This window comes from Croceivirga sp. ABH4_376, from assembly GCF_056160685.1.
This window is the reverse complement of record NZ_JBSWXQ010000001.1, coordinates 735,739-757,923: the sequence shown is the minus strand read 5'-3', so window position 1 is coordinate 757,923 and position 22,185 is coordinate 735,739. Positions and strand designations below refer to the sequence as shown.

15 protein-coding genes are annotated in these 22,185 nt (G+C 37.5%); 9 read left to right on the top strand and 6 right to left on the bottom strand.

Annotated features, from left to right (window positions below; all coding sequences use genetic code 11):
- Entirely contained in the window at positions 1–894 is an 894-nt protein-coding gene (locus tag ACXAGS_RS03345; RefSeq protein WP_474904500.1) for a GyrI-like domain-containing protein, read from the top strand.
- A gap of 27 nt (positions 895–921) precedes the next feature.
- Here ACXAGS_RS03345 and ACXAGS_RS03340 read toward each other — a convergent pair whose 3' ends face one another.
- Positions 922–2,574, bottom strand: coding sequence for a solute:sodium symporter family transporter (locus ACXAGS_RS03340; protein WP_474904499.1), 1,653 nt, complete (start codon positions 2,572–2,574; stop codon positions 922–924).
- Positions 2,575–2,788: 214 nt separating this feature from the next.
- Here ACXAGS_RS03340 and ACXAGS_RS03335 point away from each other — a divergent pair, with 214 nt between their 5' ends.
- Both ACXAGS_RS03335 and ACXAGS_RS03330 read left to right on the top strand, forming a co-directional pair.
- Complete coding sequence (locus tag ACXAGS_RS03335; protein ID WP_474904497.1) at positions 2,789–4,117, top strand: vanadium-dependent haloperoxidase; 1,329 nt, start codon at positions 2,789–2,791, stop codon at positions 4,115–4,117.
- Positions 4,118–4,199: 82 nt separating this feature from the next.
- The gene (locus ACXAGS_RS03330) at positions 4,200–5,054 is read left to right on the top strand and encodes a hypothetical protein (protein WP_474904495.1); all 855 of its coding nucleotides are present in this window, start codon (positions 4,200–4,202) and stop codon (positions 5,052–5,054) included.
- Positions 5,055–5,058: 4 nt separating this feature from the next.
- Here ACXAGS_RS03330 and ACXAGS_RS03325 read toward each other — a convergent pair whose 3' ends face one another.
- Positions 5,059–8,760, bottom strand: a complete 3,702-nt coding sequence (locus tag ACXAGS_RS03325; protein ID WP_474904493.1) for a metallophosphoesterase — start codon at positions 8,758–8,760, stop codon at positions 5,059–5,061.
- 52 nt (positions 8,761–8,812) lie between these two features.
- Between ACXAGS_RS03325 and ACXAGS_RS03320 the strand changes: the two genes are divergently transcribed.
- A complete protein-coding gene (locus ACXAGS_RS03320; RefSeq protein WP_474904491.1) occupies positions 8,813–10,021 on the top strand; it encodes a Pycsar system effector family protein in 1,209 nt (402 codons plus the stop codon).
- A gap of 12 nt (positions 10,022–10,033) precedes the next feature.
- Here the strand turns inward: ACXAGS_RS03320 and ACXAGS_RS03315 are convergent, their stop codons facing one another.
- Complete coding sequence (locus ACXAGS_RS03315) at positions 10,034–12,406, bottom strand: GAF domain-containing protein (protein ID WP_474904489.1); 2,373 nt, start codon at positions 12,404–12,406, stop codon at positions 10,034–10,036.
- Positions 12,407–12,519: 113 nt separating this feature from the next.
- On the opposite strand from ACXAGS_RS03315, the gene ACXAGS_RS03310 reads away from it, so the two are divergent.
- Positions 12,520–13,410, top strand: coding sequence for a metallophosphoesterase (locus ACXAGS_RS03310; RefSeq protein WP_474904488.1), 891 nt, complete (start codon positions 12,520–12,522; stop codon positions 13,408–13,410).
- A 96-nt stretch (positions 13,411–13,506) separates the two neighbouring features.
- Positions 13,507–14,145 (top strand): hypothetical protein, encoded by a 639-nt coding sequence (locus tag ACXAGS_RS03305; protein ID WP_474904486.1) that lies wholly within the window; start codon positions 13,507–13,509, stop codon positions 14,143–14,145.
- Here the strand turns inward: ACXAGS_RS03305 and ACXAGS_RS03300 are convergent.
- Positions 14,142–15,176 carry a LacI family DNA-binding transcriptional regulator gene (locus tag ACXAGS_RS03300; protein ID WP_474904484.1) on the bottom strand — a complete coding sequence of 345 codons (1,035 nt, stop codon included), beginning with the start codon at positions 15,174–15,176 and terminating at the stop codon, positions 14,142–14,144. The two genes, ACXAGS_RS03305 and ACXAGS_RS03300, sit on opposite strands and share 4 nt — an antisense overlap.
- A gap of 133 nt (positions 15,177–15,309) precedes the next feature.
- Between ACXAGS_RS03300 and ACXAGS_RS03295 the strand changes: the two genes are divergently transcribed.
- The 3 genes from ACXAGS_RS03295 to ACXAGS_RS03285 are packed head-to-tail and all read left to right on the top strand — an operon-like array spanning position 15,310 to position 19,384.
- Positions 15,310–16,617, top strand: coding sequence for an MGH1-like glycoside hydrolase domain-containing protein (locus ACXAGS_RS03295; protein WP_474904482.1), 1,308 nt, complete (start codon positions 15,310–15,312; stop codon positions 16,615–16,617).
- Positions 16,618–16,632: 15 nt separating this feature from the next.
- On the top strand, positions 16,633–18,237 hold the full coding sequence (locus tag ACXAGS_RS03290; RefSeq protein WP_474904480.1) for a sodium:solute symporter family protein: 1,605 nt from the start codon (positions 16,633–16,635) through the stop codon (positions 18,235–18,237).
- Between the two features lie 4 nt (positions 18,238–18,241).
- The gene (locus ACXAGS_RS03285) at positions 18,242–19,384 is read left to right on the top strand and encodes a glycerate kinase (protein ID WP_474904478.1); all 1,143 of its coding nucleotides are present in this window, start codon (positions 18,242–18,244) and stop codon (positions 19,382–19,384) included.
- On the opposite strand, the gene ACXAGS_RS03280 is transcribed toward ACXAGS_RS03285, so the two are convergent.
- Positions 19,369–21,549, bottom strand: coding sequence for an acylase (locus tag ACXAGS_RS03280; protein WP_474904477.1), 2,181 nt, complete (start codon positions 21,547–21,549; stop codon positions 19,369–19,371). The genes ACXAGS_RS03285 and ACXAGS_RS03280 overlap by 16 nt on opposite strands.
- Positions 21,550–21,593: 44 nt before the next feature.
- On the bottom strand, positions 21,594–22,139 hold the full coding sequence (locus ACXAGS_RS03275; RefSeq protein ID WP_474904475.1) for a GNAT family N-acetyltransferase: 546 nt from the start codon (positions 22,137–22,139) through the stop codon (positions 21,594–21,596).
- Positions 22,140–22,185 lie beyond the last annotated feature (46 nt).

Here is a 22,185-nt window from a genome sequence, read left to right as displayed (position 1 = left end):
ATGAAAAAGTTTTTTTTATATCTAGCCTTTGCTCTAATAATAAGCTTGATTTGGTATTTATTCATAAAAAAATATGACTATCAAGTAAATTTTGAAGTAAAAACTTTTCCCGGGGCAATAAGCCAAACAATAAAAGGCTGGTCAGCGTTACAAAAACAATCTCAATTAATTGATCAAGCTGATGTAACGAATTTAACGCAGAAAATATCCTATAATGATTCTACTTTTATTTTTAATTGGAACATAGAAAAAATCAATGATTCTCTCTCAAAAGTTACCGTATACGCTAAAGACCAGAATAACAGTTTGCATAACAAACTTAAAATTCCATTTGAAGACACAAATTTTGAAAAAAGAACAAGAAAATCATTAATTGAATTCGGTCATATGATCAATGATCATATCAAAAATTTCAAAGTAACGATTATAGGGAAAGAAAGCGTAGAAACAACTTTTTGTGCTTGTACAAATTTAAAAACAGCTCAAAGAGAAAAAGCTAAAGGTATAATGAGAGACTATCCTTTACTAACTGATTTTCTATTAGAAAATAATGTTGAGCTCAACGGCACTCCTTTTTTGGAAGTGACGGAATGGAATCAAATTAAGGATACACTTTCTTTTAAGTTTTGTTTTCCTGTTATACAAACAGACTTGCTACCTAGCCACCCAGAAATTGAATTTAGAACATTTTTTGGCAGAAATGGTTTAAAAGCTGTTTACAATGGAAACTATATAACCTCGGACAGAGCTTGGTATAAGTTGATTGATTACGCGAATGAAAACAAAATTGATGTGTTAGAATTACCCATTGAGGTATTTTACAACAATCCTAATTTTGGTGGTGATGAAATGAAATGGCAAACAGAAGTCTATTTGCCATTGAATAAAAAATAGCCTTTAAAAGGTAATTTAACGCTGTTATTACTTAGCAAAATACCAATATATAGCAATCACGATTATACAAATTATTGCACCAAACTGCTTAACATATTTAAACGGCGTAATATTTACTTGTTTACTGTATTCCTGCACATAAGGTGTAGCTAAGGGTTTAAGTTTACCTATTAACAGCATTAATCCAGAATTCAATAGAAATAAGATGGCCATTACGTGCAGGTAGTGCGGATATGCCTCTGTCTCTACCATGTGTAGCGCATCTGCATCTGTAATGCCAGTTGCTTTTGCGTTATCAAGCGCCTTCTCAATAAAGTGGGGCTTCATTATAAATTGGCTAATAATATACATAACGCTACCGGCAACTATAGCAATCTTGGCCGCTACCGCAGGTACACGTTTGGTCATATAACCAATTACAATAATGGTAAAAATTGGAATGCTGTATATGCCATTTATCTCTTGTAAATAGCTAAACAAACTACCGGCATTAGCAATTAATGGCGCAATGAGCATGGCAGACAAGGCCAAACAAACACCAAAAATCTTTCCGTATTTAACAACGGTATTTTCAGAAGCTTCCTTGTTAATGTGCTGCTTGTAAATATCTATACCAAACAAGGTTACAGAACTATTTAAAACGCTATTAAAAGAGCTTAATATGGCTCCAAACAAAACAGCCACAAAGAAACCAACCAAATAATCTGGCAATACAGCACGTACCAATTCTGGATAGGCAATATCACTACTAGCTAAATTACCGTCAAAGTAATGATAGGCTATCATGCCTGGCAACACCAAGATTAAAGGGCCTAATATTTTTAAGAACGATGCCAATAACAAACCTTTTTGTCCTTCGGCTAAATTTTTAGCACCAAGCGCTCGTTGTATAATTTGTTGGTTTGTTCCCCAGTAGAACATCTGTACCAGCATCATACCGGTAAAAATAGTTGCAAAAGGCACCTCTTGCCCCTTGTTCCCTGTACTATCAAAACGTTCCGGATTTGCAGAAACCAATGTATCCAGACCATCAAAAACACTACCATCTCCTATGGCCATTAACCCAAAAACAGGAATTAACATTCCACCTATTAAAAGACCTACCGCATTAATACTATCAGAAACGGCAACTGCCTTTAATCCTCCAAAAACAGCATAAATAGAACCAATAATACCTATACCCCATATACAAATAATAAGACCTGTTTTCTCAGAAACCCCTAACATTTCTGGTATATTGAACATACCACTTATAGCAACAGATCCAGAATATAAGATAACAGGTAACAACACAACTACATAACCCGTTAAAAATAACGCAGAAGTAATGGTTTTTGTAGTGCCATCAAAACGGTCTTCTAAAAACTGTGGTACCGTAGTTAGTCCACTTTTTAAATACCTTGGCAATAAAAATATGGCCGTAACTACAATTGAGATTGCGGCAAGTGTTTCCCAAGCCATAACGGACAAACCATCTTTATAAGCACTTCCGTTTAAACCTACAATTTGTTCCGTGGACAAATTGGTAAGTAATAACGATCCCGCTATTACGCCAGCCGTTAAACTTCTACCACCTAAAAAATAACCATCCGAGGTTTTTTCGTCCGTAGACCTTGTAGCCATATAGGCAATAATTGCAACAATTGAGGTAAATGCTACAAAAGAGATGATTCCGATCATTTATGAGAATAGTTAAAATATATTCTGGTAAATATACAGGTCTTTAAAAAAAACAGAAAATGAATTGTCATTTTCTAAATATTTAGAGCATTAAGCGGGTTTACCTAACACAAATCCTATTTAACTAAATACTTCTCACCTCTGTTAACGCTATTTAGGTTTCTTATGTTATTTTTGTTTCTTATCAATTATGACCACAACAATAAATTTCAGAATGAATAAGTTAACGCTATTTGTGCTTTTTGCAATTTTATTATCTGCATGTAACACAGACAAGAAACCCATATCCATTTCCCCAGAAGATTATCACGCTTCCGTTGATAAGGTAACTGAAATCATGATTCACGATATCTTTTCACCACCAGTAGCCAGCCGTATTTTTGCCTACCCTAACATAGCTGCTTATGAGATTTTGGCTAAAAACGATTCTAGCTATATATCCCTAGCTGGGCAATTAACCGATTTGAACGCCATACCAGAACCAAATTCTACAGAGCACCTTAATTATGACTTAGCAGCTTTAATAGCACATATGCAACTAGGTAAACAATTAATTTTTTCCGAAGCTAAGTATGATGTTTTGATTGACAGTCTTTACACGCAATGGGAAAACCAAAACGAAAAGGAGTTTTTTGCTTCAAAAGATTATGGGCTTAGTGTTGCAAAACATATCACGGAGTGGATGAATAAAGACAATTACAACCAAACCCGTACCATGCCCAAGTTTACGGTAGATTCTGATGACCCTACCCGTTGGCAACCCACCCCACCAGCTTATATGGATGGCATAGAACCACACTGGAACAAGATTAGACCTTTTGTTATAGATAGTGCTGCCCAATTTAAACCGGTTCCGCCACCACCATTTTCCATGGAAGAAGGGAGTGATTTTTACAAAGAGGTTAAAGAAGTTTATGATATTAGTAATGAAATAACCGCAAAGGGAGACGACTCTGAAGAGGTGGCCATTGCCAAATTTTGGGATTGTAACCCCTATGTTTCGGTTACTAGAGGACACCTTATGTTTGCCACAAAAAAAATAACCCCTGGGGCACACTGGATTGGAATCGCCAAGATAGCCGCTAGAAAAAGTAAGGCCAATTTAATAGAAACCGTGCATACTTACACCAAAACATCCTTGGCTATTGCAGATGGATTTATTAGCTGCTGGGATGAAAAGTATAGAAGCAACTTAATAAGACCAGAAACATTAATTAACGAACATTTTGATGAGGCTTGGGTACCCGTATTACAAACCCCTCCTTTCCCAGAGTACACTAGTGGCCATAGTGTGGTTTCTGGTGCTGCCGGCACCGTTTTAACCAGTATCTATGGCGATAATTTTGCATTTGATGACGATACCGAAATACCCTATGGGTTACCTGTACGCTCTTTTACCTCTTTTAACGCTGCCGCAGATGAAGCTGCTATAAGTCGTATGTACGGTGGCATACATTACCGGGCCGCTGTAGAGGTTGGTGTAAAACAAGGAAGGGATTTAGGGAAATTTCTTGTAGATAATATTAAAATGAAAGTAGAATAATTTAAAGATTATAAAAAATCTAACAACAATTATAGACTTGTTCTAATTGAAGCTGTTTAACTTTAACATTAAAACATGTTAGATGGTTAAACAGCTTTTTTCTTTACTTGTATTTAGTATAACCGTTGTTAACTGCCAAAACACTGGCAATTTAGAGGTTATAGCAGACCTGCCTTCTAATTTAAAAGAAACTTCCGGCATGGCCCTTTATGGCGATAAGCTTTGGTTAATAGAGGATAGTGGCAACAAGGATGATATTACCCAAATAGAATTATCTGGTAAAATAACCAAAGAGTTTGAGGTTAAAAACGCCAAAAATCACGACTGGGAAGATTTAACAAAAGACACCGCTGGTAATTTATACATTGGCGATTTTGGCAATAATTATAGTGATAGGGACGATTTAGTAATCTACAAATTACCAAATCCCGAGACGGAGCCTGGAGACAAAATAGATGCTGAAAAAATAGAATTTAGTTACCCAAACCAAAAGGAAATACCCGCTAAGAAAAAAGATAGGCATTTTGATGCTGAAGCTTTTTTTCACTGGGGAAATTCACTCTATATCATTACTAAGAATAGAGCTAGACCCTATGATGGCAAAACTTTTGTGTTTAAAGTGCCAGATAGTAAGGGAGAATATGAAGCTACTTTGGTAACTACCTGGAATACCTGTAAAGATGCCGGCACCTGTTCTATTACCAGTGCGGATATTTCCGCAGATGGAAAAAAGATAGCATTACTTAGCTATGGTTTTGTTTGGATAATTACAGACTTTACCTTGGACGATTTTACAAAAGGAACTACTACCAAATTAGACCTTGGCACTAGGTCTCAACTAGAATCAGTTATTTTTTATGACACCAATACCTTGCTGATTTCAGATGAAAAAAGTCACGGCATGGGTGGTAACCTATATAAATTTCAACTTAATTAAGGCTCTAGAAACCAAAACCCAGACCAAATGCAAAACGCAGCCCATCTTCGCTGTTAAATAAGCTTAAATTGGCCGAGATTAAATCAGAACCATTTAAAAAGAAGCCACCACCGTAAGAGTTGTGCCAGGTGTTAGAACTTATGCCTGGGTTCCACACCCTACCATAATCAAAACCTGCAAACAAGCCAGGCGTTACCGGCAAAATACTGGTTCTCCTTTTTCTAAAACTCAACCGTAAATCCGTTTTTTGGTAATAGGCTGTTTTTCCAGTAAAACGTTGAAAACGATAGCCTCTTAAACCATTACTAGCCCCTAGAGTTGCTCCTTGATAAAATTCATACCCATTACCAATATTAAAATGCCCTTTAAACTCCGTAGCTAGTACTAAATGTCCGCCAGATGAAATCCTATGGTCAAAAGATACTTTAGGCACTATATAACCAAAAGTTTTTCCAGATTCTGAAACATTGGCCTTATACCCACCAACAAGACTAAATGCCATACCCATAGTAGGGAAAGCTTCATTATCCGTATTGGCGTACGCATATTCCCCTTCCAAACCTAAAAACTGTTGTGTGTTTTCTGCGCCGTTGGCAACGTAAAATTCGTTAACAAAACGGTTTTCAGACTCTTCTACCTCAAGATCCTCGTAAGCTACACCTAATCTAACCTTAGAGCCCAAATCTCCCCGCCAGACCATAGCTGGAGACAGGGCTATTGTACGTAATTTTACCCTATTATAATCTAGCCCAAGGTCATCATCAAGGTTTTCCGTGTCGTTACCAAAACCAAAGAAGTTTCGGGTAAAGTTGGGGCTGGTAAATTGTCCTGAAACTTCTAAGTTTACGTTTTCTAAAATATTCTGAAATTCACCGGTGTAACCCAACTCAAAACCGCTGGTAGCAAAATAGAATGCAGCGTTTAATGTATGTTGTTGGGTAAACGGGTTTTGTCTAAACCCATTGTAAGTATACGTATTGGTTAAACCAATTTTAACACCATCATCTGGATTGTAACCAATAGTGGGCAATAATTGATTGGTACTAGCCCTTATTTTCATGAATTGGTAGGTGTTGGTTTCATAATCGTTTATTTTGTTTATGCTACCGCCAAATGCTTCGTCATAGGTGTTCTTTTTGGTTTTAAAATCGTATACATGAACTCCCTTGGCCTCTTCAGCAATCTTATAGATATCGTTATTTTGACCCCCAACCAGTCTAAGTTTTATTGCGCCACCCTTACCATTTATTTCAAAAACATCGTCATCATCCAGACCATAAACCCATACCTCTTTTGTATATTCCGGATCATAGACCTTATCAAAAAACAAATCCTTTTTCTCCCCTCCTTTTATCCGAAATGCTTTTACAGACAATCTTTTATCCGGTAAGGCTTGTATAACAAAATAATCATCTTTATCCGTACCGGTTACCACGCTATATTTATTTAGGACCCTAAAGTATTCCCTTGCCGTGTGCCACAAATTCTTTTTACGAGCAAGCAGGGTTTCTTTAATTTTTACCACGGTTTCATCTCTTACCTCTTCAGGAAAACTTAGAAAGGCTTTATCTATAACCTTTTCATCAATATTTTTCTGTAAAAAGCGTGCTTGCTCCTCCCATTGACCTAAAGTGGTTTCTGACAATAATGCCATGTCCAAAGCATAGGTTTTAGGGCTAGAGTTAAAACCTTTTACACTTGTAAATTCCTTTTTAAAACCTTCAAAAAGATGTAATCCTGGAATTATTTTGGTACCAACGGACATTAAGGCCCCATCTCCCATTATAGAAAAAACTTGGTCTCGATCTCTAGGTATGGGTTTAAAGATTTTATCTCCATTCTCCGTTTTAAATTGTGCCCAACGCCACTGATCATTATGTCTATCCCAATCTCCAATTAACATATCAAAAAGTCTAGCCCTTACGTAGCTATCGGTATCTAATTTATACTCTTCATCCTTTCTCAACTTTTCAATTAAATCATCCGTGCTTTCTATTTTTTCCGCATAACCAAAACTGGGAATATCGTGCCCCTCTGATACGTGTTCTTCAATCATGTATAATTCATCTCCAAATTCTGAATTAAAATCTTCCAATGCCGCCTGCTTGGGCACGTAAAATAATTTTGGATTGGTGTGGTATAAATTGGCCGCATCTGAAAGTTCTGCAGTAGTAAACGGTGCATAGGGGTGAGAACCTGTGTAAAAATCGGCTAGTATATCTTCTGTTAATGTGTTTTCAAACTCGCCAATAACATAATCATTTTTAAAGGCTAAAGCTTGCAGATACAATTCTGCACTTTTACGTAACGCACGCATAACATACTGCCTACCGTCTTTTGCTTCTAATCGTAATGATTTAGATTGATGCCCCCCGCCTTTTCTTACCGGCACCAAACCACCATATAAAGTATCTATTTCTACAGTAGGCGCCTTTACCTTTGTAGCATAATATTTTCTGTAGCGCTCTCCCCAAATTGCTTTGTAAAATCCGGTTTTTTCTACTTCTTCTTCCGTATAAACAGAAGCCGTTACATAAGCTGGAAAGTCCTCATCTCCATCATAAGAAAAATACTGTCTATCTGGCGGTAGTACCAAACTGCTAAACAGGTGTTTCTCTTCTGGTGTTTCCGCCCCATAAAAATCTACCTTGCTAGAACCGTCTGTGTATACCTCTAATATTGCATAACCCTTGCTACCGGTAGAAAATTTACTTCCATTTAACAATCTCGTATATCCGTTTTTAGCGCCAGAACCACTAACTATTTGCGGAATATTCTCTTCAACTATGTACTGCAAAGTGTGCTCATGGCCAGACGCAAATATTACTTTATCTGAATATTGTGCCAAGGTTACAATACGTTTTTTAAGTTCATTATAGCGTTTGTGGCTTTGATCCGCAGGTGACCCACCAGAGGTTCTTCTAAGCACGTTTATTAAACTACCAATTATTGGTAGCGGTAATTTTGAGGTAGCTTTTAAGTGCTGTTTAAAGGAAAACTGGCCTCCATGAGAGCCATAGGTATACATTGGATGGTGTAGTGCTATTATGGTAGTTTTATCCCTGTTATCTTTTATGGCATCTTCTAATTCCAATAAAAACTGTTCACGATCTTTAATATCACATTCGTCGTTTATTGTTGGGTGCCTGTCCCAATTAACCAAATACCACTCTGTATCTATTGTTATTACAACCACTTGGTCATTTATTTCTACCTCTTCTATAGGACAGCCATTTTCAGGAAAGAAAACTTCCTTGCTATCTAATGCTTCTTCAATATAGTTTTCTTCTCTTTTTAGACCTTTTAAACCCTCGGTATACCAATCATGATTACCCGGAATAAACATTTTTTTACCCTTAAAATCCGCTAAAGTGGCCAACTGGGCATCTAAATGATTTTTAGCCGTTAAATATGCGATGGTAGAATCTTGTGGATCTGGCAATCCTGCGGGATAAATATTATCTCCTAAAAAGATGGCCGTGCTATTTTCCGATGCCTGCGTTAATCTTTTCTTAAAAGCTTTAAGTACGGGATTTAGGTCTCCCATGGGCGATTTTCCTGCGTCGCCAATCAAGTAAAACGTATGGGCAATTTCTTTATCTACGGATATAGGCTTATCTGTATAACCCGCCGCATATTTGGAACGATATGTGGCACAACTAGTTACAATAAACACTATTAAAAGGGTCAAGTATAATTTTTTCATAGGTAAGCTAAGCGTGCTTTTTTTCGTAATTTACACACTTCAATATACAACTATGTCGCAAATCCTTCAAAAAGCAGAAACGTTTGTTACAGATTTATTGACCCATGAACTGGATCCCAATTTTCTTTATCACAATCTAAGACACACACAAAGAGTAGTAGAGAGCATAAAGGAGTTGCTAGCGCATTACAAAACAGAAGATTCAGTTAAAGAAAAACTTATTTTGGCTGCTTGGTTCCATGATACCGGCTACACAAAAAGTGTTGATGATCACGAAAAAGTTAGTTGTGAAATAGCCAAGGAATTTCTTCTAAAAGAAAAAGTAGACTCAGATACCGTTGATGCCATTTGCCAATACATATTAGCTACGGAACGTAATTACGAGCCTAAAAACTTGGAAGAAGAAATTATACGTGATGCAGATGCCTCCCATTTAGGGCAAAAAAGCTACCCAGATACTACCGAGCTATTACGAATGGAACTTTCCCGTCTTGGAATTGCACATTACACCCCATCTGAATGGCGCGAAGAAAATATTAAAATGTTCCGCTCAGAGCATTATTATTATACGGACTATGCCAAACAAAACTGGCAAGAACGAAAGGATAAGAACATTAAAAAGCTAGTAAAACGGAAGAAGGACGAAAAAAAACTGGCTAAGAAAGAACAATTAAAGGCGAAGTTTAAAAACGAAAGTCCAGAAAGGGGTATACAGACCATGTTCCGCGTTACCATGCGTAACCACCTTAAATTAAGTGATATTGCCGATACTAAAGCAAACATACTACTATCGGTCAACGCCATTATTATCTCTTTGGTATTGGCCAATTTAATTCCAAAACTAGACAATCCATCCAATGATTATCTTGTTTATCCTACGCTAATATTTGTGGTATTTAGTATTGTTTCCATGATATTTGCCATTTTAGCCACAAGGCCAAATGTTACCAGTGGAGAGTTTACAAAGGAAGATGTAAAACAGAAAAAAGTAAATCTACTTTTCTTTGGAAACTTTCATAAAATGGAGCTGCCAGAGTATGAATGGGCAATTGAAGAACTAATTAAAGACAAAACGTTTGTATATTCTAATCTTACAAAAGACCTCTATTATCTTGGCGTTGTATTACAGAAGAAATATAAACTCTTAAGACTTACCTATACCATATTTGCGATTGGTATGATTTTATCTGTAATAGCGTTTTTTGTAGCGTTAAAATTTTATGGTCCAGACCGAGTTCTAGAACAACTTACCCCTGCCTAAGGCTTAAAATTCTTAGGCCTTAAGGGTTTCCATCAAGTCTTTGTAAGTATAGGTTTGTTCCGGACTTTCTTCTGTACGGTAAAGGATTTCTGCACGTATGGCTTTTAACCCCGTAACACCTTGCAGACCTTCCAATTCTACAATTTCTATATTATTGGTAAAGTATCCTTTGGATTTTAAGAAACGAACATACCTTAGGTATTCACGTTCATCTTTTTTCTGGCTATAAACAATAGCTAACTTCCCTTTTTGGGTTAGCCTTTCGTTTGTACCCTTAATGTATGATTTGTCTATTCGTTTTTTAATAATCTCGTAACGGGCATTATAGGTGCCATCCACATCAAATCGTTTTTCATCCATCCTAAACCGAATAGACAACGGACTGCTATAAACAAGCATTAAGGATGTAACGTCTAGTTTTACTGGTAATTCCGACTTAAAACCATAATAAACGTTTTCCATCTCTACCATTACCTGTAATTGCCACAACCTTAGATTACTCAAGAAAAGGGAGTTAAATTCCCGTTCATTGGCAATGGCACTACCTATGTACATGTTATGTTCTACACCATCCGTCTTATATCTCTCAAAATAGTGTGGAAACATCACTTGGGCTTCTTCTTGCTTTTTATCCAGTACAGCCGCCAATCTCTTATTAACCTCGGTAACGCTTTCGTCATAATTGCGCCTATGGTCGTAGTAAGATTCCGTACCCATATCTATGCTTGCTTCGTATTTTAAAATCATATCGTTTAAAATACCGTCTTCTCGCTTTAAATGATGGAATACCGGGTTAATTTCCTCTTGTACAAAATCAAAGATTGCTTGTTCGCTATTGGTATGCAAAGCATCTTTAATTTCATCTATATATGATTGCACCCTAAAAACCAATTCTTCATAAATAGGCAATTCCAAGGTTTTATGGGCTACACTTAAGACATCTTTGATTTCTGCCAATTGTATCATCAAATCTCGTTGTATAGCAATATTTCTTTCTTTACTACTGTCTTTGATGTCTATTTGACCATATAACGGATAAACGTCTTTAAATACTATTTCTTTAAAAGACGGTTGTCTGCCTATGGCCTGCTGAGATATAAACCTTTTGGCCTCTTGTTGAAATTTCCAATACACAGAATCGTGTACGGTAGTACATTCATGCTGTATTATGGCATCAATTAAGTTTTTCTCCTCTTCTATTGAGCGCAACACGGCCGAAATTATAAACGGCATAACATCTTCTAGCTTATTAGCATTGAGGCTGTTTAAATCGTTAATGTTAGGAGAAACCAACTCTAAAACACCCAGTAGGTTACCCTCGTCTGCAATTGGGGCAAGAATGCAACTTTTAAAACCTTGATCGTAAAGATTCTTATAAGGCTGTGCTTGTTTAGATTCTTGATAATATTTCTTAATATTAGATACCGCGAAATATGATTTTTCGTTTAAAATGGTATCATTACTGGCTTGGCACAGAATGGTGTTGCAATCCGCAAAATCTTTATCTTTTAAGATAAAACTATTTATACCCTTACCATATATACGTAGAAATTGTTTGGCATCTTGGTTATAGCCTGTAAAACCTACTTGAATATTTTTATTGTTGAAGAGTGATTGAAAGGTTCCCTGAAAATCTTCCATAAAATTATCGCTACCCCTTTTGTTGGTACCAATTAAGGTAGATTTAATTTCAGATATGGAGTGGTCTGCCGTAACATCAAACATATTGGAAATAACAAAGCCTTTGACAATAAAACTATTGGGTGGTATCATTGTTTTCCAATAATCCAAATCATCATAATTGGCCAACAGCCCGTCTAAATCTTTTTTAGTAAGTTTTTTAGCCTTTTCGGTTGGTATAATTTCCATAAAATCGGCATTGTATAAAATCCTATAATGCCGCATTACCCCGTTCTTATCAGGAATGTCATAGAACATGGGGCGCTTAAAGTCCAAATTAAAACCGTAATAGAAATTTAAAATAACCGCACTCTGCAAAATGTATTGCAGTTTGTCTGGCATATTTCTAATTTCTAATTCAAAACCCTCACCAGCATCCTCAATTATTTGCTTTAAACGTTCAGATTTATTGAAAACAATGTTCATGTAAGGAATGGCAGCAGATTTTATTTCGTTTTTGGTTAAAAAACCAGAAAACACATCTGCTAAGAGTAGTTCTATTACATCTTTACGTGCCTCAAGTACCGATAAATCTTCAAATCCTTCTCGCAATTCAGGATAAGGCTTTTGGGCATCTAACACATACTTAGCCCTTTGGACCAATGAAGGGTCGGCACTATTAAGCTGCTCCTCATACTGCTCCAATAATTTATTAAAGCTGATGAGCTGCCTCATGGGGGTATCTAAAGGGTAAATCTGCTCCATAGGCACTTAGTCTCAATTTAGCCTGTAAAATTACAAAATCTGCAATTGACAAATGTTAAGGTAATCTTTATGCAATTGTAGGTTATATTTGAAACTCAAAGAAAATCAGACCCATGTCTTCTGACCGTAGACTTACTAGAGCTTATAAAAATGCTAAGGTTGTTCCTTTTAATGCCGATAGCAAATTCATCATTTTTAGTGATTGCCATAGGGGAGATAATAGTTTTGCGGATGATTTTGCCAATAACAGGAACATTTATTTCCATGCGCTGAACCACTATTACAGGGAAGGTTTTAATTACTGTGAGCTGGGCGATGGTGACGAGCTATGGGAAAATATAAATTTTGAATCCATCTTTGAAGCCCATAAAAACGTGTACCAGCTTTTACGGCAATTCCATCTACAAAATCGCTTGCATATGGTTTGGGGCAATCATGATATGGTTTATAGGGACCCAAAATATGTAGAAAAACACCTTTCCAGTTATTTTGAACCCATAGATGGGGAAGACAAATCTTTATTTGTAGGCTTAACCTATAACGAAGCATTGGTACTAAAAAATGAAGAAACAGGCCAAGAAATATTCTGCACTCATGGCCATCAGGCAGATTGGTGGAATTATAAATTTTGGAAAGTAGGTAGGTTTTTGGTGCGCATTCTTTGGAAACCGTTACAAGTTGTAGGCATTGCAGACCCTACCAGTCCCGCTAAAAACTACAAAGAATTAATACGCATTGAAAAGCGAATTAAAAAGTGGATTCTAAAAAACAAACTAAAAATAACCATTGCCGGACACACGCACAGGCCTCGGTTTCCAGAACCGGGACAAATACCTTTTTTTAATGATGGTAGTTGTGTACACCCAAGAAGCATAACTGGAATTGAAATTGTAGGCAATAAAATAGCATTGATTAAATGGCATATTGCTACAAAACCAGATGGTACCCTACAGATTGTAAGGGTTTTATTAGAGGGGCCAGAACAATTGGCAGATTATAATTAACCCTATTTTTAGTAAATCAACGATTTTAACGTCTAGTTATCAATTAACTGGCAAGGTATTTGTTAACTTTAGTTTTGATTAACGACCCATTTTCAAATGAAAAAATTAGTTCTCTTGTTGGTTCTGTTTGGCTTTGCCGTTTCGGCAATGGCACAAGGGGATTTACCCACAACTAAACCATTGGAAATTGGCCGCAAGAATAATTTAGATGCCCTACCCAGTAACCAAGGTACCGTTTTACGTATGCCTTCGGTTCTAGATAACGATTTAATTTCTAAGGAAAAACCCATTAAAATGTTGCCAGACAAGAATTTGGCAAGAGCAGGACATGATTTAAAATTAGACCCAAAAATAAAAGCTGAAGAACACAAAGGTTCCGTTCCACATTTTGGAGATATGTATTTGGGAGATTTTAAAACCAACACAAAATTTGTGGGTATAGTGGCTAGAGACCATGAATACATAGATGGCGACCGGGTAAAAATTATGGTTAACGATCAAGTAATAGAATACAATTTATTGCTCTCTGGCTCTTACAAGGGTATAAACGTAGATTTGGAGGAAGGTTTTAATAAGATTGAATTTGTAGCCCTAAATCAAGGGTCTTCTGGCCCCAATACCGCCCAAGTTATTGTTACGGATGCAGAAGGTAAGGTACTGCACAATAACAGGTGGAATTTATCTACCGGATCGGTAGCCACCTTAATCGTAGTAAAAGAACCAGAAGAAAATTAATAAAAGGTTGGTTTTCTAAAGCTAGATTCCCGAATCACCAAATTGGTTGCAATTTCAATACGTTTGGGTAATTTCAATTCTTGTTCAGATTCTATTTCGGCTACCAAGCAACTAACCGCAGTTTCGCCAATACGCTTACCAGGTTGATCTATGGTACTTAAACTGGGACTTATAATCAAAGAATTTTCAGAATTACTAAAGCCTACAACGGCTATTTCATCGGGAATTTTAATTTGATGTTGGTTTAAGGCCTGTATCGCACCTATGGCAACATCGTCCGTTACGGCAAAAATCGCATCTGGCGGATGCTGTAGACTTAGCAACTCAACCGTCATCTCCCTACCTTTTTCCCTTCCAATAGCGTGGCTATCCAAAATTAATTTCTCATCTACCACAAGACCGTTACATTCGTGGGCTTTAACGTAACCTTCCAATCGCTTGTTAGAGCTATAAGAATTCTCAGATTCCTTTAAAAAAGCTATTCTTTTTTTTCCGGTATTTATAAGGTGCTCTACAGCATTAAAGGCAGAAGCTACCTCATTAATTACTATTTGGCTGCACGGAACCTTGTCAGAAACCTTGTCAAACATTACCAACGGAACTTTATCCATAATTTCTGTAATGGGTAAAATATCCCCAGCTTCGCGTACTAAAGAAAGTAAAATTCCGTCTACCCCAAATTGCGTCATACTTCGCAATAAATCTTCTTGTTTTTGTTCACTATTTTGAGACTCTGCAACAAATACTTGATAACCAAGTGCTTCCCCTTGCTCTAAAATACCCTTAACCGTAGTAGTTGTAAAATAATGGGAAATATCGGGTACAACAACACCGATAATATGGGTATGTTTTGTTCTAAAACCTTTTGCAAAAAGATTAGGACTGTACTTGTAAGACCTAGCCAATTCTTGCACTTTGATCCTTGTTTTTTTACTAATATCTGGATGATTGTTCATTGCCCTAGAAACCGTAGAAACGGATAAGCCCAAGGCTAAGGCCAAATCCTTTAGTGTTGTATTTTGCTTTTTCATATCTATATCCTCATTGTCAAAATACAATTTGCAAACGTTACCGCAAACGTTTGCATGATAAAACAGTATTATTTAACAACTTTATATATGGTTAATTCAATATCATAGTAAAAATTTTCTCAAATTCTTAAACATGGCACATTTAGCAAATGAAGCAAAAGAAGTATTGTTAAATAATTATCAACCTGGAGGGTTTACCATACCTAGTAAAGGTTTATACCCATTTCAATGGAAATGGGATGCTGGTTTTATAGCGATAGGTTTAGCACATTTTGATATAGAAAAAGCAAAAACCGAGATTTCTACCTTGCTAAATGCGCAATGGAAAAACGGAATGATACCACATATTGTCTTTCATACGGATAGTGATACCTATTTTCCTGGCCGAGATTTTCATCAATCGCACCTCAGCAAACAAGCCAATCCGGATTACCCTTCTACCGGCATGGTACAACCGCCGGTACTGGGCTTTGTCCTAGAAAAATTATTAGATATAGCTACCGATAAAAAAGACATGCTGGACTTTATAGCGGAACAATTAGATAAGGTTTATTTTAACCATGAATATTTTTACACCCATAGAGATGTTAACCAAGAAGGTTTGGCCTATATCTATCATAATTGGGAATCTGGAACGGATAATTCACCCATGTGGGATGCCATTTGGGAGACCATGAATCCTCCAAAATACAAGTTTGAACGTAGAGACACCACACATGTTGACCCTGAACAACGACCGACAAATAGGGAATATGACCATTATCTACACCTAATTGAAATTGCTAAAAAATACAATTATGAAGATGCTAAAATTGCGGCCCATTCTCCCTTTCTTGTTTTAGACCCTTTATTTAATGCCCTATTGATTAAGTCTAATGAATCTTTGCTTGCTTTATACCAAAAACTTGGTATAGATAACGAGAATACCAAAAACTTAAGACAATGGCAAAAGAAAGCGATTAACGCTTTCAACAAAAAACTATGGAGCCCTACACATGCTGCCTACGTACATTACGATTTAAGAAACCAAAAACAACTACCGTACATTAGTTCTTCGTCATTTGCACCCTTATTCGCGCCTATAGTTCCACCAGAAAAGCTAGTGGCGTTAAACCAAACTTTTAAAGATAAATTTAGTGCTGCACACCTTTATTGTTGTTCTTCTTTTGACCCCACGCATAATGGTTTTAATCCAAAACGCTACTGGCGCGGTCCTGTCTGGATAAATATGAATTGGATTATCTATCAAGGTTTTAAAAGAGCGGGAGATGTACAAACAGCCAATAGAATAAAAGAAGATTCCATAACTTTAATAGAAAAGTTTGGGTTTAAGGAATACTTTGATCCTAGAAAAAAACTTGATAATACAACAGAAGGCGGCTATGGCGGAGATAATTTTTCTTGGAGCGCCGCCCTATACCTAGATTTTATTAGAGAATAACCATAACCAACCACCATGAACTATTTAGATTATATTATAATTATCGTTTACCTAGTTGGCTTTCTTAGCTTGGGTTTTTTATTCAAGGAAAATAAAAATTCTGGAGATTATTTCTTAGGCGGTAGAAGCATGGGCTGGCTACCCTTAAGCCTGTCTACCATGGCTACCCAACTCTCTGCCATAAGTTTTATTTCTGCACCAGCCTTTGTAGGTTTAAAACAAGGTGGCGGTTTGCAATGGCTTACCTACGAGTTTGGGGTACCCTTAGCCATGGCTTTTTTGATGTTGGCCTTAATACCTACCTTATACAAATCAGGAATTGTAAGTGTGTATGAATATTTAGAAAAACGCTTTGATGCCTCTTCCCGTTTACTCATCAGTTTTGTTTTTCAAATTAGTAGGTCTGTAGCAACCGGAGTTATGGTGTATACTATGGCGCTTATATTACAAGCTACTTTAAATATAGAATTTTGGATTTCCGTGCTTTTAATTGGGGTTATTACATTGGCCTATTCTTACCAAGGTGGTATGAAAGCGGTGATTTGGGGTGATGTGATACAAATGACCATCCTATTTTTAGGTATTGTTATCTGTTTGGTATACGGTCTGAGTGAATTGGGCGGATTTGAAAATTTTTTGACCCATGTAGACAAAGACCGCATTGCCACCGTAGACTTTAGCAAATGGGGATTTAACAATTCAGATAAACAAGACGAATTTGGGTTTTGGCCTATGGTTATTGGTGGTTTCTTTTTATATGCTTCGTATTATGGCACAGACCAATCACAATCTCAACGCTTACTATCTGCCAACGGACTACCCACCATTAAAAAATTACTTTTAGCTAATGGGCTGTTTCGTTTTCCTATAACCCTAACCTATTGTATTATGGGCTTGGTGCTAGGCACATTGTTTTATCAAGATACTGGCTTTCAAGAAACCTTAGCGAATGTTTATGAGAACAACATTACCTATTTAGAAGGTAAAAAGGCAGATTTGATGGTTCCTGTATTTATCATCAATTACCTGCCCAATGGCATCATTGGTATTTTAATTGTTGCTATTATGTCTGCTGCCATGTCTTCTTTAAGCTCAACAGTAAACTCTTTGTCTGCGGTAACTATGGAAGATTTTATAAAACGTTTTAAGCCAGACATGAGCAATAAAAAATATATGGCTACCTCCAAGTTATTATCATTATTTTGGGGCGTAGTATGCTTGTTCTTTGCTTTTTTTGCGGGTAGTATTGAGGGGACGGTCATAGAGGTTATCAATAAGGTGTCCTCTATTTTTTATGGTCCAATTTTGGCCGCTTTTGTTTTGGCCATTATGACCAAGAAAACGCATGCCTTAGGGGCCAATATAGGTATCGTTGCTGGGGTAGCCCTTAACATCTATTTATGGTTGTATGTACCCCAGATATTTTGGTTTTGGTGGAATGCCATAGGATGTTTGGTAACCATGAGCATTGCATATGTTACTAGTGTATTAATTAAAAAAGAAAGCAAACCAGGGCTGGCTATCCAATACAGTAGCAGCAAGAAAGAGGTAGGCCTCTTGCTTCTTTATTTTGTAGCCATAGTGGCTGTTAGTTTGGCTTTACCTAATTTTCTAGATTAAGAGGATGAAATTTGTAATTGCCCCGGACAAATTTAAAGGCTCCATAACCAGTTTTGAATTCTGTAACCTAACAGAAATGGTCCTCTTAGACCATTTTCCTAAGGCAGCTATTTTAAAACTACCCCTGGCAGATGGTGGAGACGGCACCATAAAAATTGTAAAGCACTATTTGGGAGGCGAACGTATAACCGTACAAGTAAGCGACCCCTTGTTTAGACCCATAAGCGCCAGTTATATTTGGTCAAAAAGTTTACAAACGGCATACATAGAAATGGCAGAGGCCTCTGGGCATCATCTCTTGTCTACTGAGGAGCTAAACTGCATGGAGACCACCTCTCTTGGTACCGGAGAACTCATTTTAGACGCTTTGGAACGGGGCGCTACAACAATCTATTTGGGTATTGGGGGCAGTGCCACAAACGATGGTGGTTTGGGAATGGCGCAAGCGCTTGGTTATCAATTTTTAGATGCACAGAACAAGGCTATTGCTCCTATTGGCAAAAATCTTTCACAGGTAACTACCATAGACACCTCCTCTTGCAATCCTTTGTTAGAACAATGTACTTTTAAGGTGGCTTGTGATGTAGACAACCCCTTTTATGGTCCTAATGGTGCTGCGTTTATCTACGGGCCGCAAAAAGGAGCCACCCCAGAAAACGTAAGCTTTTTAGATATGGGATTACAACATTTTGCCAGTATTCTAAAACAAACTTTTGGGACCAATGTACAAGAATTAGCCGGTGCTGGTGCGGCGGGAGGCATAGGCGGTGGAGCTCATCTTTTTTTTAACGCTACTTTAGTCTCTGGCGTTAAGCTACTCAAAGAAATGGCACAGTTTGATGAAAACATAAAACAAGCCGATTGGATTATCACCGGAGAAGGGCAACTAGATGCGCAAACCTTATCGGGAAAAACTATTAATGGTGTGTTGGCATCGGCCTTGGCAGAAAATATACCCGTAGCCGCCTTTTGTGGTGCCGTAAATTTAACCAGAGAACAGCAAGCAGCCTTAGGCCTTACCTATGTAAACGCTATACTAACCCAGGTTGTAGATTTACCTACCGCTATGGAAACCGGCAAAGAAAACCTACAAAAAGCCTTGCACAACTTTTGCAGTGTTTTAAAACAGTATCATTCTCCCGGGTGATAGGTACGCTTTGCACGGTTTAAAACATCTTCCTTGTAAAATGCAACATTTTTCCATTCTCCATTGGCGTAACCCGCTATTTGGTCATCAAAATGGGGCGAATTGGGATTACCACTTTGGCCACCTGCTAGGATAGATTTCGCCTTTACCTTTTCTCCAAATTCCACTGCCGCCACAAAACTATTGCCGCGTGTACCGTATATTTTTTTAGTATTGTTATGGTAACGAGCACCGTAAGCTGCCAAGGCACCCCACGTACCACTGGCAAACCCAATAGGCATACTTGGTTTTGCATCGTCAAAAGCTTGCCTAATATCGCCATTTAAACGTTGATAACGATTTACCTCTCCCCAAGGCATTTTCCAGGTACCAAAATCGGCCACCAATTGGTCAATAGTTTTCTCAAAAAGTTTTAATTGTTCGCCTTCTACGCGGCCCCAATATTGCAAACGCTCCATCGCACTTAAGCCTTCTGGGTATTTTCCTTCTTTATAATACCGCATGCCATAATAATGTGCTAAAGTCATTGCCACAGATGCTTTGCTAGTTTTAAAATCCCAATTCTTTAATACCGCAATTGGTTCTGCTAATTTGGGATTTTTATCGTGCTTACTTTCGTATGCAGTAAATAAGCCTGGCAGCAGGGCTTCAAACGCAGGCAAATAGGGGTCGTGAGCCAAGCTAATTAGGCTATCCAAGGTATAGCCATTCTTATCTGTTAATAAGGAAATGGCATGTATACCTCTAAAATTTTCTTGGTCGCGAGACATGTATTTGGGGTAATCACTGCGTTTTGGGCTATACTCCAAAGCAGCAGTGTATGGGGTGGAATTGCAATTTTGTATCCAGCCGTTTGCTGGATTCTTGATTAAAATATTTTCATCTACCGTATGCAACCCTTGCCAATCGGTTTTTGGATTACTACCATCAACAGCTTTGGTGTAGTCATAAATAGTATCTCTCTTAGGGACAAAATTACCGTGAAAATAAGCGATAGTTCCGTCTGCGTCTGCATACACCGTATTGTTAGAAGAGTTGGTGCGTATATCCATCATGTCTCGAAAACCCGCATAGTCATTTTGCTTGGTTCGTATATAACTTTGTTCCAATGCCTTTACCGGTTCCCACATCATAGCAGAAGCCGTCCATTGCCCATCAACCTTATGCGTAACCGGCCCATGATGCGTTCTATACATAGGAAATTCTTTTTCATACAAAGCATCACCTTCTTTGTATTTCAATTTAACTTTTAAGGAATCTACAGGACGTAACTCTTCCCCATATTGGTACAACAACTTACCCTGATTAGAAACGATGGTTTCTTTAAACTCGTCCATGACATCCGTATAGGTACTGGTATGCATCCAACCAGTTTTTTCATTAAAACCTTGATACACAAAAAACTGCCCCCAAGTAACTGCTCCATACGCATTTAAACCCTCTTCTGACACCACATGAACTTCTCCCCTAAAATAAAAAGAGGTGTGCGGATTTATTAATAGCATGGCATTACCGCTTTGGGTTAAATCGCCAGAAATAGCAATCCCGTTAGACCCTTGTGGTTCTGCTAATTCATCTTCTTTCTGCTCTTTCAACAATTGCATAACAGGCAGCTCCATCCCCTCTTCATAAAACGCCTTTATTTTTTTGGTAGCGATGCGCTCTATATCGCCTCCAATACTACCTTCACTAAAAAACAGCGGCATCCAAGGCTCAAAACGGGTTAATAATTTTGGCTTTACATCTGGATGGGTATGTAGGTAATAGTTGACACCATCCGCAAAGGCTTGGCATAATTCTTTTAACCAACCGGGAGCGGTCTCATATTTAGCTATTGCTTCCTCCTGCGTCATAAATAAATTGGCCCGCAAATCACTATACAACGCACTTTCCCCTTCTACTTCTGCTAAACGGCCAGTTGCCCAAATGTAGTTTTGTTCTACGCGATTAAAATCGTCCTCACATTGCGCATATAACAAGCCAAAAACGGCATCGGCATCCGTTTTACCATAAATATGCGGCACACCATAGTCATCTCTAATTATGGTTACGCGTTCCGCTTGGGCTTTCCATTGGTCTACTTCTGTGGTTGTCTTAACCGTATCAGAACAAGAGATAAATAGCCATGCCAGCAGTAAAAAAGAAAGTTGTTTTTTATGATTCATACAATTGATGTGTTTCTAAAAACGAGTTTATATTTAAGTGTGTGCTATTTTCTTTTATCCGTTTCTAAAATAGCATAGAAATAATTATCTGACCAACCCGATTTTAAGGGCAATATTTGCCTTCCTATACCTTCTCTTATAAATCCCACTTTTTCTAGCACTTTAATTGAGGCTACATTTTCTACGGCGCATCCAGCTTCAATTCTGTGTAGATTTAAAGTTTGAAAGCAGTAATCAATCATCCTACCTACAACTTCTGTAGCAATCCCTTGGTTCCAATAATCTGGGTGCAGTTTATACCTTACCTCGGCACGTTTAAATTTTTCGTGACCTAGCTTTAATCCGAATAAGCCAATAAATTCAGCATCCATTTTATTTTCGATAGCAAGAACGTAATTTTTAATAGCTACCCCTTCGTTTTCTTGAATCCAAGGTGCTATTACTTTTCTAGTTTCCTCAATATTAATAGGTATTCCCAAAGTATTATATGCATCAGTTTCTGGCAAGGCGTGTAGTTTATGAACTGCATCCAAATCTGACCATTGTAACGGTCTCAATTTTGTCCTTTCTGTTATTATTTTTAAAACCATTTTTTTAAACCACTACACCCTATAAATGTAACTAGAATTTACCAAC